Below are 17,424 nucleotides of genomic sequence, written 5' to 3'. Positions count from 1 at the left end.
CGAGTGCTCACAGCATGAAAACCCATGTCAAGCCCGGCGTATTCCCGCGGAACGAGAAGCGTGACCGGATTGCATGGGCAGCACCTCAATTATTGCACGTCTGCGCGGAAGATCTTGTCAGCCTCAGGTCGAGGTGATATTTTTCCGGGTCCGCCGTCACTTCGAACTCGATTCGTCGCCCCCTCCGCGCCGCCGATGCTCGGCGAGATACCGCTCGAGCTCACTCGCCAGCTGATCGGCAGTGGGTATTGATCCGTCCTCGGAGACCAGAGGTGAACGCGGGCTCTGATCCTCCATATACGCGTCGTACCGCTGTTCGAGCGTGCGAACCATCTCCGCGGACTCCTCGTTCTCCGCGATCTGAGTGTCTACCTGCGCGTTGAACTGACGGGCGAGTCGCCGTACGTCATCGGTCGGGAGAATGAGCCCGGTCGCCGCCATGATGCCGTCGAGGGCTGCGAACAGGGCGTCGGGGTACTCGGTGTTGGCGAGGTAATGGGGAATCAGCAGAGCGAAACCCGCCACCTCCTCCCCCAGGCTGTGCAGCCGGTACTCGAGCACGTGAGAAGAAGAGGCGGAGAGCTTGGTCGTGGGCTTCCACACCGATCTCGCCTCGATGAGATCATCGCGGGTGCCGCTCACCGTGGTCGAGATCGGCCTCGTGTGCGGCACGGGCATCGGGATGGCATGCGACCACACCGTGATGGACACCTCGAACTCATGCACCAGCAGGAGTACGGTGTCGATGAACTGCTCCCAGCGGAAGTCGGGCTCGTAGCCGCTGAGCAGCAGGAATGGCGCTCCCAGCTCGTCGTGCAGCAGGGAGAGCGTCAGCTCTTCCGGAGAGTAGTCGACGAAATGATCCTCATCGAAGGTGATCACCGGGCGCCGAGCCCGGTAGTCGAGCAGCAGGTCCGCGTTGAAACGCACCAGTTCCTCGGGTTCGCAATGCTGCCACAGATACTCCTCGAGCTGGGCGATCGCTCCTCCGGCATCCGATAGTCCCTGCATCGCGACGACGAGCGGGAGCCCACGAGGCACCCGAGCGCGGCGTTCGGCGTAGTCTGCGGAGAAGATCGAATCGGTCACTCCTCCATCCTACGAACGCCGCGCGGCGCTTCAGCCGTTTCCGTCACGCCCACAGCGAAACGCGCCACGGTGATCCGCGCAGTCGCAGGTGTAGTCTGGACGAAGCGCGCCCGCCATCTCATGGCTGCGCTTCACATTGCGAGCTTTCCGAGGGAGACCCCACTTGGCCGATCAGCAGTTTGACATCGTAGTTCTCGGCGGCGGCAGCGCCGGTTACGCCGCAGCGATCCGCGCAACGCAGTTGGGATACAGCGCCGCGGTCATCGAGAAGGACAAGCTCGGCGGCACCTGCCTGCACCGCGGTTGCGTGCCGACGAAGGCACTGCTCCACTCCGCGGAGATCGCGGACGTCGCGCGCGAAGGCGAAGCGTACGGGGTGAGCTCGAGCGTCTCGGGCATCGACATCGCCGGAGTCACCCGATTCCGCGAGAAGCTCGTCGCGAGCAAGTACAAGGGGCTGCAGGGCCTCCTCAAGGCGAACAAGATCACGGTCATCGAGGGCGAAGGAAAGCTGGTCGCCTCCGATGCGGTGCAGGTGGGCTCGGAGCGCATCGTCGGCAAGCACATCGTGCTCGCCACGGGTTCGTTCTCACGTTCGCTTCCCGGCCTCGACATCGAGGGCCGGGTCATCACGAGCGAGCAGGCGCTCGAGCTCCAGGAGATTCCGAAGCGCGTGGTCATCCTCGGCGGCGGTGTGATCGGAGTCGAGTTCGCGAGTGTCTGGAAGTCCTTCGGGGCGGAGGTGACCATCATCGAGGGTCTCCCCCACCTGGTCCCGAATGAGGAGGAGTCGATCTCGAAGCAGCTCGAGCGCGCCTTCCGCAAGCGCGGCATCGACTTCAAGCTCGGCGTTCGCTTCAAGTCGGTCTCGCAGACTTCGGAGAGCGTCACGGTGACGCTCGAAGACGGCGCGACGGTCGACGCCGACTATCTGCTCGTCGCCGTGGGGCGCGGTCCTGTCACACAGGGGCTCGGGTTCGAAGAGGTCGGGATCGAGATGGATCGCGGATTCGTGCTCGCGAACGAGCATCTCGAGACGAATGTCTCGGGGGTCTACGCCATTGGAGACATCGTCCCCGGTCTGCAGCTCGCGCATCGCAGCTACCAGCAGGGCATCTTCGTTGCAGAGCAGATCGCGGGCCTCAATCCCGTCACGGTGCAGGACGCCAATATCCCGAAGATCACCTACTGCGATCCCGAGGTCGCCTCGGTCGGACTCACCGAGGCGAAGGCGAAGGAGCAGTACGGAGAGGATCAGGTGACGTCGTACGAGTACAACCTGGCGGGCAATGCGAAGAGCTCGATCCTCGGCACTGCCGGCACCGTGAAAGCAGTGCGTGTCAACGACGGTCCAGTCGTGGGAGTGCACATGATCGGCGCGCGCGTCGGCGAGCTCGTCGGCGAAGCGCAGCTCATCGTCAACTGGGAGGCGTACCCGGAGGACGTGGCACCGTTCGTCCACGCGCACCCCACGCAGAACGAGACCATCGGTGAGACCATGCTGAAGCTCGCCGGCAAGCCGCTGCACGCGATCTGAACGCGGCACAGAGATTGAACAACGAACGGAGAAATGCACGATGAGTGAATCGGTGGTCCTCCCCGCGCTGGGCGAGAGTGTGACCGAAGGGACGGTGACTCGTTGGCTGAAGAACGTCGGCGACTCCGTCGAGGTCGATGAGCCCTTGCTCGAGGTGTCGACGGACAAGGTCGACACCGAGATTCCGTCGCCCGTCGCCGGGGTTGTCGAGGAGATCCTCGTGCAGGAGGATGAGACCGCCGAGGTCGGTGCCGTCCTGGCCAAGGTCGGAGATGGCAACGGATCCGGAGACTCCGAGCCTGCAGGCGATTCCGCAGCACCCGCAGCCGAAGCGGCGCCGGAGCAGGAGCAGGCCCAGCCGAGCCAGCACCAGCAGCAGAGCGAGCCGGAGCCTCAGTCGCAGGCGGCGTCCACGTCTGGCGGCGATGGTGCCAGCTCGTCGGGAGACTCGCAGAGCGTCGTGCTCCCGTCGTTGGGAGAGAGCATCACCGAGGGAACGGTGACGCGCTGGTTGAAGAGCGTGGGCGATTCCGTGGAGGTGGACGAGCCCCTGCTGGAGGTGTCCACCGACAAGGTCGATACCGAGGTGCCCTCCCCGATCGCGGGCGTGGTGCAGGAGATCCTCGTTCAGGAGGATGACACGGTCGAGGTCGGCGGCGAGCTCGCACGGATCGGCAGCGGCGCTCCCGCATCGAGTTCGGACTCGGCGCCCTCTGCCGAGGACACGAACTCGGCAGGGGAGGCGCAGCCGAAGGCCGACGCCCAGCAGGAGGCGGCGCCTCAGCAGCAGGAAGCACCTCAGCAGGAAGCACCTCAGCAGGAAGCACCTCAGCAGGAGGCTCCTTCCGCCCCTGCTTCGGCCGGCGCCGCGGGGTACGAGAAGCCCGCTCCCTCCGACGAGCAGGCTGACTCCGCGCCGAAGGCCCCTGCAGCCTCCTCGCCCGCAGCGGAGGCGCCGGTCGCGAGCTCGGCAGAGCCTTCGGATTCGAACGCCGGATACGTCACTCCCATCGTGCGCAAGCTCGCACACGAGCACAATGTCGATCTGTCGTCGGTGACCGGTTCCGGCGTGGGCGGACGCATCCGCAAGGAGGACGTACTGGCCGCGGCGGAACGTGCTTCGTCCGCTCAGACCGCTCCTTCGGCCGCACCGGCCCAGGCCGCCGCCGCGCCGGAGGTCTCGGAGCTCCGCGGTACCTCGCAGAAGATGAGCCGTCTGCGCAAGGTCATCGCCGAGCGCGCCGTCGCCTCGCTGCAGAGCACCGCACAGCTGACGACGGTCGTCGAGGTCGACGTGACCCGCATCGCGCAGCTGCGCCAGGCGAAGAAGGACGAGTTCCTCCAGAAGTCGGGGTCGAAGCTCTCCTTCCTCCCGTTCTTCGCACTCGCCGCGGCTGAAGCGCTTCGCACCTACCCGATCATCAACGCCACTGTCGACGGGGACTCGATCACCTACCCCTCGACGGAGAACATCAGCATCGCCGTGGATACCGAGCGCGGTTTGCTGACGCCGGTGCTTCGCGATGCGGGATCGAAGAACCTGAGTGAGATCTCGGGCGAGATCGCCGACCTCGCAGCGCGTACGCGCGACAACAAGTTGACGCCGGACGAGCTCAGCGGAGGAACGTTCACGCTGACCAACACCGGTTCCCGCGGCGCGCTCTTCGACACACCGCTCGTCTTCCTCCCGCAGGTCGCCATCCTGGGTACCGGCGCCGTGGTGAAGAAGCCGGTCGTCATCTCGGGCCCAGAGGGCGACTCCATCGCGGTTCGCTCGACGGTCTACCTCGCGCTGTCCTACGATCATCGCATCGTCGACGGCGCGGATGCTGCTCGTTTTCTCACGCAGGTGCGCGAGCGCCTGGAGGGCGGCCAGTTCGAGGCGAATCTCGGTATCTAACCGTGCTGTGGCCGAGGAGCCGCGGACATCACTCGTGATGGCCGCGGCTCCTCGCTGTTCGAGTCGAACGTCGCATGCGACATCGGCGACCGAACGCGTGAGGACCGAGCCGGAGCCGGCGTGATCCTCCGTTCGATCGCCGCGACGACCGCGTCTCGCGCCGTATCGACTCGCCAGGCGGCACCCCGGCGCTCCAGCTCCGCGATCGCCTGGTCGACTGCATCGCCGATGAGGCTTGCAGCGCCCGACGTATCTGCCTTCTCGATCATGCGCGTGAGCTCGTGACGCGGGACACCGAGCGCCGCGCAGCCGGCGTCGTGGCCTCCGGAGCGATGCCGGCGCTCCGCACCCGGAGGAACACCGCATCGTCCGTGCGCGCGACGATCGAAGCCGTCGTCCACCCACTCGAGTACGCATCGGGCGAGCTGCGCCGCACCGCCCGCTCGACGACCGGACGAAGTTCTCGACCTCGGGCGCATCGCATTCTCCTCATCTCGTGACGGTTTCGCTGCACCGGAGCAACGCTTCACGGCTGCACTACTGAGTCTGCATTGCATCGCGATTGACGAGGTGCCTGTGCGTCGAATTTGTGGACAGCGACGCGCGACGTTGCTCGAACAGGGAGTTGTGAGCGAAGACGCTCGGGACCACCGCACTGGAGCGTCATTCTTCAGACGCGGGCCACGGTATCCTGGATGCATGGCAGCAGAGAAGGCGAAGCGCAACGGACGTATTCGGCAGATGTTCGAGATCTATCGCACCACGAAGGTGCACGATACGAACCTGCCGTGGATCCTGCTTCTCTGCTTCGTAGCGCCGATCGTTGTCGCGGTGCTGCTCGCCTGGCTGCTCCCCGGAAGCTGGTTGTCGTGGGTCCTGTGGCCCGTGACCGGCGTGCTCGTCGGAATTCTGCTCGTCATGATCGTGCTCGGACGTCGGGCAGAGCGCACTGCATACAATCAGATCGAGGGTCGCCCCGGAGCCGTCGGTGCGGTGGTGCAGAGCGCGCTGCGCCGATCATGGCGCGGTTCGGAGACGCCCATCGCCATCAACCGCAACCAGGACGCGGTCTACCGCGTCGTCGGCCGCGGCGGAGTCGTGCTCATCTCGGAAGGGTCGCGGCAGCGCACCCAGCGAATGGCGGCAGATGAGGAGCGCAAGGTCAAGCGCGCACTGCGCAACGTCGAGGTCGTGCATCTCTACGTCGGCCCCGACGGCGATGGCGTTCCCCTCGCAAAGCTCTCCCGCACGCTCGTCAAGCTGAAGCCCGTGATGAGCCGTGCGGAGGTCGGAGCGGTCTATACGCGCCTGTCCTCGCTGCAGAACTCTCCGGTCGGCATCCCGAAGGGCATGGACCCGAACCGCGTACGCTCGCAGCGACCGCGCTGACCCATGCCTTCGTCAACGCCGCAGCGCTTCGGCGAGCTCAAGCCGAGCGAGTGGCCCGGGGAGCGTCTCGGACTCCCGGACGAGGGACCGCGCTCGGTGGCGCGGGTCGGTCGACGGGTCGTGGCGATCCTCATCGACTGGGGCCTCGCCGCCCTCCCCGCGTACTTCCTCATCGGCGGGAGGCATCCCGAACTGTGGAATGTGCTGATCTTCGCACTGCTGCAGATCGTGTTCATTCCGACGATCGGCGGCTCGCTCGGTCACCGCGTCATGGGACTCAGGGTCGTACCGATCACGGGCGGCTGGGTGGGGGTCTGGCGACCGGTGGTGCGCACGGCGCTCCTCTGCCTCGTGATTCCTGTGCTCGTCTGGGATTCGGATCAGCGCGCATTCCACGACAAGATCGCGGGCACCGTGCTGATTCGCGCGTGACGTTCACCCACCGAGAACGACGTCGAGTGAACGCCGTGTAACATCCGCGAAACACACGACTCATGGTTTTGAAATCATGCTCGCGTAAGGTGGAATCACACGATCGGCGCGGTGAAGATCCGATATCCGCGGCCGAAATGAACCCGAGGAGCAGAATGTTCACCACCCCGCAGGAAGTCATCGACTTCATCAAGGAAACCGATGTGAAGTTCGTCGACATCCGCTTCACCGATCTCCCCGGGGTGCAGCAGCACTTCAACATCCCCGCAGCGACGGTCGATGCCGATTTCTTCGAGGTCGGGCAGATGTTCGACGGATCGTCCATCCGTGGGTTCGCGGGTATCGCGGAGTCCGACATGCAGCTGATCCCAGACGTGTCCACGGCGTACCTGGATCAGTTCCGCGCAGAGCGCACCCTCATCGTCATCTGCGACATCTTTAACCCCCGCACGGGCGAGATCTACTCGAAGGATCCCCGTCAGGTGGCGAAGAAGGCCGAGCAGTATCTCGCCTCGACCGGAGTTGCAGACACCGCGTTCTTCGCTCCCGAAGCCGAGTTCTACATCCTCGATTCGGTCCGCTACGAGACGACGCCCCGCCGCACGATGTACGAGATCGACTCGGAGGAGGCGAGCTGGAACTCGGCGCGCGAGATCGAGGGCGGAAACCTCGGCAACACGACGCGCGAGAAGGGCGGCTACTTCCCCGTCTCCCCCGTCGACAAGCAGGCGGATCTGCGCGACGACATCTCGCTGCGACTCATCGAGGCAGGGTTGCAGCTCGAGCGCTCCCACCACGAGGTCGGCGCTCCGGGCCAGGCCGAGATCAACTATCGGTTCGACACGCTCGTGAAGGCAGCAGACGATGTGCTCAAGTTCAAGTACGTCGTGAAGAACACGGCCGAGCTCTGGGGCAAGACGGCGACCTTCATGCCGAAGCCCGTCTTCGGTGACAACGGGTCGGGAATGCACACGCACATGTCGCTGTGGAAGGGCGGCGAGCCCCTCTTCTACGACGAGAACGGCTACGCGCAGCTCTCCGACATCGCACGCTGGTACATCGGCGGCATCCTCCACCACGCACCGGCGCTGCTCGCCTTCACCAACCCGACGATCAACAGCTACCGTCGCCTGGTGAAGGGGTACGAGGCCCCGGTCAATCTCGCGTACTCGGCGGGCAACCGCTCCGCCGCCGTCCGCATCCCGCTCACGGGGTCGAACCCGAAGGCGAAGCGCATCGAGTTCCGCGCACCCGATGCTTCGGGCAACCCGTACCTGGCGTTCGCTGCGCAGATGATGGCGGGCCTCGACGGAATTCGGAACCGCATCGAGCCGATGGACCCGATCGACAAGGATCTCTACGAGCTGCCCCCCGAGGAGGCCAAGAACATTCCTCAGGTACCCGGTTCGCTCGAGGAGGCTCTGGACGCGCTCGAAGCCGACCACCAGTTCCTGCTCGAGGGCGACGTCTTCACGGAAGAGCTCGTCGAGACCTGGATCGCCTACAAGCGCGAGGCCGAGATCGCTCCGATGGCGCTGCGCCCGCACCCCTTCGAGTTCGAGCTCTACTACGGCGTGTAAGTCACCCGACTTCGGGAAGGCGTTCACTACGCCGAAACGACCGGCACTGCGTTTGAAGCGCCCCTCGCGACGATCTGTCGCGAGGGGCGCTTCGCTGCGCTCTGACAAAGCAGATGAAACGAGCTCTCCAGATGCGTACTGCCCGCATGCTCCGGCGTGACGACTGGGTGCAGCTCAGTGCGCGTCATCGAAGTGCAGCGCCGCTCTCGACCGGAATCGAAGCGTTTCAGATGGACACGACGCGAGAGGTGAATGCCAGGCTTGACGAGAAGCTGTGCGTCCGATGCCCGTCGTCGCTTCCGGGAAGAACAGCATGCTGCCGATGACGAAGAGACGCTACTCTCCACCCTGGGACAATGTCGACACGTCAACTCGAGCGCGGGCAAGAATCAGCGGTTCCTTCCGTCAAGCTCAGTACGTTCGATAGCAGCTCCCCTGCCGCCGAACTCCGGCGAAGAATCTACGCTCATTGTGAGTTGCATTGCACCGCTGACCATCGGGCGCGGGTCCGACACCTGCGGCTGATTGCGTGGCGAGTCCAAGCTGCGCCGAGCTTGGATGCTCGCCGAAACAGAGTCGGCATTCAAACTTCGGTGTGGCGCCGTACAGACGGAGAATCCGTACATAGCGCGGAGCACATCCGGACTCGTCGCGTGTTTCGTTCCAGCGATGCTGAACGTCCACCAATATCATGCTGGCTCGGGCTCAGGAGACTTACTTTTGTAGCGCACCAAGGTTGTGCCGAGTAACAAAGGAGTTGTGAGAATGCGTCACAGAACAAAGAGGTTCACTGTCTGCGTCGCTGCTGCCAGTTTGTTGGCGACAGCGAGTATCGCTGGAACCGCGCCGGCCTTTGCGGAAACAGGGCTTGTCGAGCTCCCCCAGGTGGTTCAGGGGGATGCGCCGCCTGACCCGGTTTTGGCGCACCTGGAAGAGATTGCTCGGACGCAGACGGATGCCGAAATTGACCAGATAGTCAATTCCGGCATGCCTGCCGAGCTCTTGGTCGATACAAGTGGTGACGATTGGGAGATCACTGCCGCTGTGGTGAAGCGAGCGGCGACTGGTCGAGCTCTCAGCCAATCGGGGCCGGGGTGTTCGGGAACGAGCATGTGCTTGAAGAACACGAAACCCTACGGGTTCGTCGGTTCCGGAACGTTGAAGCGACAGTTCGCAAACGTGAACTACATTGCGGCCGGTGACAGGAAAGGTAATTCTCTGACCCGATCAGGTAAAGGAGTTGTCCTCAACTAGGGCATCGCTATGAACCTCTCCCCCAAGGTGGAGTTCGTGCAGATCTCTCGATAATCCGTCTGACGGTCAAAACAGACTTCTTCTCACGAGGCAGCCAGCTCCCAGCGGCTCCGCGGAGCGCCCACGTACTCACCTGCGTGGGCGCTTTCACATGTCCGGCCAGCCCTTGGGGCCGATTTTGCGCCAACCTCGGTCGCCTGGCGACACACCTGGCTCACCGTGAGGAAGCGACTCACCCTAAAGGGGGATCGCTGGGCGCGCGCAGGTACAGTGCGACGGCGTCGTCGCTCTGCGTCGAAGGGACTAGGACTCGAGTTCGTCCTCGAACTCGGCGCCGTCTTCGGTGAGCAGCGCCTCGAGGAACCTTTGCAAATACTGCATAACAATCAGATTACGCTTCCTGAGCGGTTTCTGCGAGCGTTTTCGGTGAACAGCGTCCGAACGGCGGATTGCCTCAGGTCAACGGGAACCGTGCGTCGTCCTCGTATCCGAAGAACTCGCGCTCGAACACTGCCCGCGCTCGTCGCGAGACCGCGAACCACCGCTCCTCGAGCTCCGACGTGTGCGATCGTGACACGCCGAGCACCCCGGCGATTCCCGCGAGATCGTTCCACCCGGTGGGGAGGGAATCCGAAGACCGTCCGGTCCAGAGCTTCAGGGCCGTCCGGGCGCGACTCGCGAACCGCCAGGAGTCGAGCAACTGCTCCCCCTCCTTGACCGGAAGGAGGCCTTCAGCACTCGCTGCCCGAAGGGCCGCGACGGTCGACACCGTCCGCAGGGCCGGATGCGCAGCGCCGTGTCTCAATTGCAGAAGCTGCACGAGCCATTCGACGTCGCTGATGCCACCGGGCCCGAGTTTCAGATGCCGCTTCGGGTCGGCGCCGCGCGGCAGTCGCTCGGATTCGACCCGCGCTTTGATCCGCCGCACCTCCCGCACCTGCGCGTCCCCGAACTGCTCGGGATACCGAATCTCATCGGCGAGCGCGACGAAGTCGGCGCCGAGTTGCGCATCCCCGGCGACGGGGCGTGCACGGAGCAGCGCTTGCGCCTCCCAGGCGACAGACCATCGGTCGTAGTATGCGCGGTACGCATCGAGGCTCCGCACGAGCGGGCCGTTCTTGCCCTCCGGGCGAAGATCGAAGTCGAGGTCAACCGGGAACCGAGGGTCGGCGACCGCGCGCCGGAGCTCCGAGATGAGTCGGGTCGCTTCTCGGGCGGCGCGATCGCTTGCGACATCCGCCGGCGCTCGGAACACCGCGATGAGATCGATGTCGGATGCGAACCCGAGCTCGCGCCCGCCGTAGCGGCCCATACCGATCAGGGCCAGCTCGATGGGCACGGGCGACCCGGCAGCGTCACCCGACGGGATCGTATTCGCACCGTAGGGAGCGGTCCCCCCGCGCAGGGCGAGCAGCAGCGCGTCGAGCAGTGCGGTGTGCGCGGCGTCCAACCCCTCGGCGACCGCGACGTCGTCGATGACCCCGACCAGCCGCCCCATCGCGAGGCGCAGCACTTCTCTCCGGTGCACTGCCCGGAGCGCGACCGCGGACGAGTCGATGCCGGTCCTGCGCGACGCAATGGCCCGCATCTCGTCGAACAGCACCTGCAGCTTCATCGGCTGCAACGACGCATCCCGCTCCAACCAGGCGACAGCCTCGGGAATGGACTCGAGCAGTTCGGCCGCGTAGCGGGAGTTCGAGAGCACGCGAGTAAGGCGCTCCGCGGCTTCGGTTCCGTCACGGAGCAGGCGCAGGTACCAGGGCGTCTCCCGATTCGCCTCGCTCACGCGTCGGAACGCGAGCAGTCCGAAGTCGGGATCGGTGCCGTCGGAGAGCCATTGCAGCAGCACCGGCATGAGATTGCGCTGGATCATGGAGCGTCGCGACGTGCCGCGCGTGAGCGCAGCCATGTGGCGCATGGCGCCGTCAGGATCCCGGAAGCCGATGCTCGCAAGTCGTGCTCTCGCGGCGTTGCTCCCGAGCACCAGCTCCTCGTCGGGGAGCGAGGCGACCGCGCTCAGCAGTGGGGCGTAGAAGATCTTGAGGTGCAGCTGACGCACCTCCCGCTTCCTCGCGTTCCAGCGCGAGTACAGTTCCTCAGCCGACGGTGCGAGGCCGGTCGCGCGGGCGAGCACGCGGAGGGCCTGCTCATCGGTCGGCATCAGCGCGGTGCGACGCAAATCGCGCAGCTGCAGTCGGTGCTCGAGTACGCGCAGGAAGCGGTAGTCCGCGGCGAGGCGGTCGCCGTCGACGCGCGCGATGTATCCCCCGTCGACGAGGGCTCGCAGTGCGGGGAGCGTGCCGGCCCGATGCAGGCTCTCGTCGTACTGCCCGTGCACGAGCTGCAGCAATTGCACGCTGAACTCGATGTCGCGGAGGCCGCCCGGCCCCAGCTTCAGCTGCACCTCGAGATCGTCATCGGCGATGTGCTCGGTGACGCGTTCTCGCATCCGCTGCACGGAGCCGACGAAGTCCTCGCGCGACGACGACGCCCACACCAGCTCGCGCGTCGCGGCGACGAATTGCGAGGCCAGCTCCAGGTCGCCGGCGAGCGGTCGCGCCTTGAGCAGCGCCTGGAACTCCCAGGCCTTCGCCCACCGGTCGTAGTAGCTGCGCATGGAACCGAGCGTGCGCACGAGCGGGCCGTGGCGCCCTTCGGGTCGGAGGTTCGCGTCGAGCTGCCACAGCGGAGGCTCCAGCGCCGGGTCGTGAATGCCGCGCATCACCTCGCTCGCGAGACGAGTTCCGACGCGGATTAGCAGGTCGTCGTCCAGGGCATCGGCATCTGCGCTCTCCACGACGAAGATCACGTCGACATCGGACACCACATTGAGTTCTTCTGCGCCGCACTTGCCCATGGCGACGATCCCCAGTCGGAGAGCGTTCAACCGCTCCTTCGCGACCGGAGGCCCGGAGGTTCCGGCGGCCAGGGTGGCTCTCGCGACGCTGAGCGACGCATCGATCGCGGCGGCGGCGAGCCCGGAGAGCGACTTTGCGACTTCCTCGAACACGCCCTCCGCGTTGCCCGAACGGCCCGCGTACAGGTCGAAGAGCATGAGCTGCGCGAGCAACTCCCGGTAGCGCGTGCGCAGCGCGATCCAGCCCGCGTCAGCAGCCAGCGTCTCCCCGGTCTCGTCATCGACCACCGCTGCCAGCAACTGCGCACGCGCGTCCGACGCGGACACCACCGCTCCCCCTCGGCGCAGAGTATTGGCGAGGCGGGTGGGATGCCTGTCGAAGAAGTCGCCGAGCGCGGGAGACGCACCGACGAGTACGCACAGGCGCTCGAAATCATCGAAATCGATCGCTGCGAGCACGTCGCGGTGATGCTCCGAGAGCTGGCGCACGCGGTGCAGTGCGGCATCCGGATCAGCGGCCGCCGCGAAACCGTCGAGCAACGGATCGATCGGCTGCTTCAGCCGCTCGGCGAGCTCCGTCAGCGCGTCACGGGCTTCGGCGAGGTCTTGGAACCCGGCACGCGCGATCGCTGAGAGTGAGACCGTGGATTGCTCGCGCGCCATTCGTCCAGCGTACTGGGGTCAGATCGTGTCGAGCATCGACGAGAGCTCGTACGGCGTCACCTGGCTGTGGTACTCGGCGACCTCCCGGCGCTTGTCGCGGATGAAGTAGGCGAAGACCTGCTCACCCAGCGTCTCCGCGACCAATTCCGAGCGCTCCATCACGGCGAGCGCGTGATCGAGGCTCGCGGGCAACGGGTCGAAGCCCATCGCGCGGCGCTCGCCGTCGCTCAGCGCCCAGACGTTGTTCTCGGCCTCGGGCGGGAGCTCGTACTCCTCGCGGATTCCCTTCAGACCGGCTGCGAGGAGCATCGAGAACCCGAGGTACGGGTTCACCGCGCTGTCCATGCCGCGATACTCGACTCGCGCCGCATCCCCCTTGCCCGGCTTGTACATCGGCACGCGCACCAGGGCGGAACGGTTGTTGTGACCCCAGCTCACGAACGACGGAGCCTCGTCGCCGCCCCAGAGCCGCTTGTACGAGTTGATGTACTGGTTCGTCACCGCGGTGATCTCAGGCGCGTGCCGCAGAAGGCCCGCAATGAAGCGACGACCGGTCTGCGAGATCTGGTAGCGGGCTCCCGGATCGTAGAACGCGTTCGTATCGCCCTCGAGCAGCGACAGGTGGGTGTGCATGCCCGAACCCGGCTGCCCCGCGAGCGGCTTCGGCATGAAGGTGGCGTGCACTCCTTGCGCGATCGCGACCTCCTTCACCACGGTGCGGAAGGTCATGATGTTATCGGCCGTCGTCAGCGCGTCCGCGTACCGGAGGTCGATCTCGTTCTGCCCGGGTCCGGCCTCGTGATGACTGAACTCCACGGAGATGCCGAGCTCCTCGAGCATGTTGACGCTCTCGCGTCGGAAGTCATGGGCCGTTCCGCCGGGAACGTTGTCGAAGTACCCCGCGCGGTCCACCGGCACCGGCCCGCCGTTGTCGAACTCCTTCGACTTCAGCAGATAGAACTCGATCTCGGGGTGGGTGTAGAAGGTGAACCCCTGCTCGGCGGCGGTGGCGAGCGTGCGCTTCAGCACGTTCCGCGGATCGGCGACAGCCGGCTCCCCGTTCGGCGTATTGATGTCGCAGAACATCCGCGCCGTCGGCGAGGTCTGACTGCGCCACGGCAGCAGCTGGAACGTCGACGGATCGGGAACGGCCAGCAGGTCCGACTCGTATGCTCGCGTCAAGCCCTCGATCGCCGAGCCGTCGAACCCGATTCCCTCGCTGAACGCGCCTTCGACCTCGGCGGGCGCGAGCGCGACCGACTTCAGCGTGCCGGAGACATCGCTGAACCAGAGTCGAACGAACCTGACACCGCGCTCCTCGATGGTGCGCAGAACAAAATCGCGCTGCTTGCTCACGCCTACTCCGTTCGTCGTTGCTGCGTCCCGGCGCGGTGCGCGCCATGAGTGCGCACCGCCTCCGCCGATGGGCTCAGACTATCTCCTGACCGTGACAATCGTGTTACGAGGGAGTCAGTCTTCCGCCGCTTCCTCTTCACGCCACTTGCGGGCGCGCTCGGCCACGATGTCGTCGGCTCGTGCGGCTTCCTCACGCGTCGCGAACGGGCCGATGCGGTCGACCGAAAGCGACTGCGGGCCCTCCTCGACCTGCCCGGTGCGAGAGTTGAACCAGTACGTGTCGGCAGGATCCTCGATGCCCCACTCCTGCTTGCTCATTTCGGCCTCCACTCAGCGCTCGCGCGCTCTCGATGACGTCTGCGCCCGGCTCTCCGATGCGCACTTCTAGACTAGAGCCATGCCCTTCGACGCACACGGACGCCTGGTTCCCGGTACCCGGCCCGCTCCTCGCACGGTTCCGAGTGCGATCGCCCGGCCGCCCTACGTGGGGCTGATGACGCCGCCCGCGTACACCGGCGACAACACGTACTCGCCCGATGAAGTCGCGCGCATCCGCGCCGCCGGGCGCATCGCCTCTGGCGCGCTCGACGCGGTGGGTGACGCGGTCCGTCCCGGCGTGACGACAGCTGAGCTGGATCGCGTCGCGCACGAGTTCGTCGTTGCGCACGGCGCCTACCCGTCGACGCTCGGGTATCGCGGCTTCCCCGCTTCGTCGTGCACCTCGGTGAACGAGGTCATCTGCCACGGCATCCCCGACGACACCGCGCTGCGCGACGGAGACCTGGTGAACGTCGACGTCACCGCCTATCTCGACGGCTTCCACGGCGACACCAATCGGACCTATCGGGTGGGCCGGGTCGCCGAGGAGGTCGACCTGCTCGTCGAGCGCACGCACGAAGCGATGATGCGCGGCATCCGCGCCGCGAAGCCCGGTCGAGCGGTGAACGTGATCGGTCGCGTCATCGAGACGTACGCGAAGCGCTTCGGCTACGGGGTCGTGCGCGATTTCACCGGGCACGGAGTGGGCTCGTCCTTCCACACCGGGCTGATCATCCCTCACTACGACTCGGCCCCCGCCTACGACGACGTCATCAAGCCAGGCATGGTCTTCACGGTCGAGCCGATGCTCACGCTCGGCACGCACGAGTGGGAGCAGTGGGACGACGACTGGACGGTGGTCACGCGCGACCGCAGCATCACCGCGCAGTTCGAGCACACCGTGCTGATCCGTGAAGACGGCTTCGAACTGCTCACCATGTCCGACTCTGCATAACCTCCCACAGGGCGGCTGACCGGAGGGCGGTCGCGGAGCCCTCCCTGCAGCAGGCCGGGCGACGGGGGTGGAATGGGCCGGATCATACGCCGGGTTCTGTTCCGGCCGGCGAACCGGCCGGCGACGACCATCTCTCTCGGAGTACCGTTGCCGGCACCCTCCAGCGGCCTACCCGAGGACTCGGCGGGGCGCGTCATCATCCTCTGTCTGGCCTTGCTCCGAACGAGGTTTACCTGGCCGCCCGTGTCGCCACGGACGCCGGTGGTCTCTTACACCACCCTTTCAGCCTTACCCGACGCGGCGAGCCGCATCGGGCGGTCTACTCTCTGTTGCACTTTCTCGCGGGTTGCCCCGGGTGGGCGTTACCCACCGTTCTCCCCTGCGGAGCCCGGACGTTCCTCGGCGATCCCGTTGCCGAAGCCGCGGGATCGACGCGATCGTCTCACCGACCCATTCCAGTGATCAGCTTACTCGACGCCGCTCACTCGTCTTCGACGCGCACGAGGATCGCGCCCGTTCCGGGGCAGAACACAATCTCATCGGGCGCCGCAGCCCTGATGCCGCTCAACTCCGCCGGAGCGAGCGCCATGTTGCTCGCCTCGGAGACGTTTCCCCGCAGACGGGCCGCGCCGATCCCCACCCGCTTGCGGATCTCCTCGTAGAGCCCGAGCACGTCCCGCTGCAGCTCCGCGGCGACACCGGCGCGCTCCTCCGCGTTCGATGCGAGATCCCGGTCGATGCGCTGCTCGGCCTCCGTAATGCGAGCCTCGATGTCGACCCGTCGAGCGTCGACACCCGCGAACAGCTCCTCGGCCGACGAGAATGCTCGCTGAGCACGCTCCTGCGCCTCCATGAGCTCGAGCTCGCGGTCCTCGAGCTCCGACTGACGTCGGGTGAGCGCCTCGAGCTCGGATTGCAGCGCCTGGGCTTCCTTGCTCGACGTGCTCGCCGACAGCAGTTGCTCGTCGCGGTCTCGTCGCTGCTGCACGAGTACGACATCGGCCTCGATGCGCTCGAGATCCGCGTTCTGCGTGTCCAGCTCACGCTGCGCCGCCATGAACTTCGCTCTCGCCTCGGCGGCGTCACCGCTCAGCCCGGTGAGCTCTTCGCGCTCGGGCAGCGTCGCGCGTCTGCGTCGAAGCCGCGCGATCGTGTTGTCGAGGTCTTGGAGATCGAGCAGGAGTCGCTGCTGCCGCGGGCTGGCCTTCATGGACGCCAGCCTACCGCCACCGCCCGTTCCGGGTCTCACGCAGAACGAGCGCCGACCGAGAACGACCACGGGTCGGTGCGAATGCCGCTGACTCTGAATTCGACCCCCGGGAGGCGCTCGGACAGGCGCGCTGCGGCGCCCTCGAGCCACAGCGATTCACTCGCCCAGTGCGCGACGTCGACGAGCGCGGGCCCGTCTGCGACTGCGGCGGTCTCCACGGCTTCCTGCGCGGGGTGATGCCGCAGGTCCGACGTGAGGTAGACGTCGGCGGCGCGCACGAGCGGGTGGTCCAGCAGGCTGTCGCCGGCGCCTCCGAGGAGCGCAACGCGCTGCACCATGCGATCCGGATCGCCGGAGACCCGCACGCCGGAGACCGTCGACGGCATCTTCGCCGCGACCCGGGTGGCGAAGTCGCGCAGCGTCTCCGGGGCAGGAAGCGTGCCGACGCGGCCGATGCCGACCTTCGGGTCGGAAGCGTGCGGCACGATCGGCGCGCTCTCACCGAGTCCGAGGCGTTCGGCGATCACGTCGGAGACGCCGCCGACCGGTTGATCGGCGTTCGTGTGCTCAGCGAGGAGGGCGCATCCGCCTCGGATCAGCCGGGCGAGCAGCGCCCCCTTCGCCGTGTCCTCGGCGAGGGTGTGCACGCCGCGGAGCAGCAGCGGATGATGGGTCAGCAGCGCATCCGCACCCCAGTCGAGCGCCTCGGTCACCGTCGCATCCACCGCGTCGACCGCGAGGAGGACGCGCCTCAGCGGCGCCGCATCGGCACCCGAGACGAGCCCGACGCGGTCCCACGACTCGGCGAGTGCGGCCGGCCACAGCTCTTCGGCGACCGACCTCAGATCGGCGAGTGCGAGCGATCCCGGGTCTTCTGACACGGC

The 17,424-nt window shown here is 66.2% G+C and carries 12 protein-coding genes and 1 other RNA gene; 6 read left to right on the top strand and 7 right to left on the bottom strand.

Annotation, left to right across the window (positions count from 1 at the left end):
* Positions 1-156 precede the first annotated feature (156 nt).
* Positions 157-1,089, bottom strand: a complete 933-nt coding sequence (locus PQI23_RS12180; RefSeq protein ID WP_339974900.1) for a proteasome assembly chaperone family protein — start codon at positions 1,087-1,089, stop codon at positions 157-159.
* A 163-nt stretch (positions 1,090-1,252) separates the two neighbouring features.
* On the opposite strand from PQI23_RS12180, the gene lpdA reads away from it, so the two are divergent.
* The 5 genes from lpdA (at position 1,253) to glnA (PQI23_RS12155) (ending at position 7,927) form a co-directional block, all read left to right on the top strand.
* Positions 1,253-2,626 (top strand): dihydrolipoyl dehydrogenase, encoded by a 1,374-nt coding sequence (gene lpdA / locus PQI23_RS12175; protein ID WP_339974898.1) that lies wholly within the window; start codon positions 1,253-1,255, stop codon positions 2,624-2,626.
* A 40-nt stretch (positions 2,627-2,666) separates the two neighbouring features.
* Positions 2,667-4,526: a 2-oxoglutarate dehydrogenase, E2 component, dihydrolipoamide succinyltransferase gene (sucB, locus tag PQI23_RS12170; protein ID WP_339974896.1), complete on the top strand. Its 1,860-nt coding sequence runs from the start codon at positions 2,667-2,669 to the stop codon at positions 4,524-4,526.
* A 699-nt stretch (positions 4,527-5,225) separates the two neighbouring features.
* Positions 5,226-5,915 (top strand): DUF4191 domain-containing protein, encoded by a 690-nt coding sequence (locus tag PQI23_RS12165; protein WP_339974894.1) that lies wholly within the window; start codon positions 5,226-5,228, stop codon positions 5,913-5,915.
* A 3-nt stretch (positions 5,916-5,918) separates the two neighbouring features.
* Positions 5,919-6,347: an RDD family protein gene (locus tag PQI23_RS12160; protein ID WP_339974892.1), complete on the top strand. Its 429-nt coding sequence runs from the start codon at positions 5,919-5,921 to the stop codon at positions 6,345-6,347.
* Between the two features lie 155 nt (positions 6,348-6,502).
* A complete protein-coding gene (gene glnA, locus PQI23_RS12155; protein ID WP_339974890.1) occupies positions 6,503-7,927 on the top strand; it encodes a type I glutamate--ammonia ligase in 1,425 nt (474 codons plus the stop codon).
* A 1,708-nt stretch (positions 7,928-9,635) separates the two neighbouring features.
* Here the strand turns inward: glnA (PQI23_RS12155) and PQI23_RS12150 are convergent.
* The 3 genes from PQI23_RS12150 to PQI23_RS12140 form a co-directional block, all read right to left on the bottom strand.
* On the bottom strand, positions 9,636-12,701 hold the full coding sequence (locus tag PQI23_RS12150; RefSeq protein WP_339974888.1) for a bifunctional [glutamine synthetase] adenylyltransferase/[glutamine synthetase]-adenylyl-L-tyrosine phosphorylase: 3,066 nt from the start codon (positions 12,699-12,701) through the stop codon (positions 9,636-9,638).
* A gap of 18 nt (positions 12,702-12,719) precedes the next feature.
* On the bottom strand, positions 12,720-14,057 hold the full coding sequence (gene glnA / locus PQI23_RS12145) for a type I glutamate--ammonia ligase (RefSeq protein ID WP_339974886.1): 1,338 nt from the start codon (positions 14,055-14,057) through the stop codon (positions 12,720-12,722).
* 114 nt (positions 14,058-14,171) lie between these two features.
* Positions 14,172-14,375, bottom strand: coding sequence for a methionine aminopeptidase (locus PQI23_RS12140; protein WP_339974884.1), 204 nt, complete (start codon positions 14,373-14,375; stop codon positions 14,172-14,174).
* Positions 14,376-14,454: 79 nt separating this feature from the next.
* On the opposite strand from PQI23_RS12140, the gene map reads away from it, so the two are divergent.
* The gene (gene map, locus PQI23_RS12135; RefSeq protein WP_339974882.1) at positions 14,455-15,330 is read left to right on the top strand and encodes a type I methionyl aminopeptidase; all 876 of its coding nucleotides are present in this window, start codon (positions 14,455-14,457) and stop codon (positions 15,328-15,330) included.
* Positions 15,331-15,399: 69 nt separating this feature from the next.
* On the opposite strand, the gene rnpB is transcribed toward map, so the two are convergent.
* From rnpB to PQI23_RS12120, 3 genes are all read right to left on the bottom strand, one after another.
* An RNA gene (gene rnpB / locus PQI23_RS12130) (RNase P RNA component class A) lies at positions 15,400-15,783 on the bottom strand.
* Between the two features lie 28 nt (positions 15,784-15,811).
* Positions 15,812-16,540 (bottom strand): zinc ribbon domain-containing protein, encoded by a 729-nt coding sequence (locus PQI23_RS12125; RefSeq protein ID WP_339974880.1) that lies wholly within the window; start codon positions 16,538-16,540, stop codon positions 15,812-15,814.
* Between the two features lie 35 nt (positions 16,541-16,575).
* Positions 16,576-17,421 (bottom strand): Nif3-like dinuclear metal center hexameric protein, encoded by an 846-nt coding sequence (locus tag PQI23_RS12120; protein ID WP_339974878.1) that lies wholly within the window; start codon positions 17,419-17,421, stop codon positions 16,576-16,578.
* Between the last annotated feature and the right edge of the window lie 3 nt (positions 17,422-17,424).

This window comes from Leucobacter sp. USCH14, from assembly GCF_037619215.1.
In the GTDB taxonomy this organism is placed as follows: Bacteria; Actinomycetota; Actinomycetes; order Actinomycetales; family Microbacteriaceae; genus Leucobacter.
Note: the sequence above shows the minus strand (reverse complement) of the source record. Positions and strands in the feature narration are given on the sequence as shown.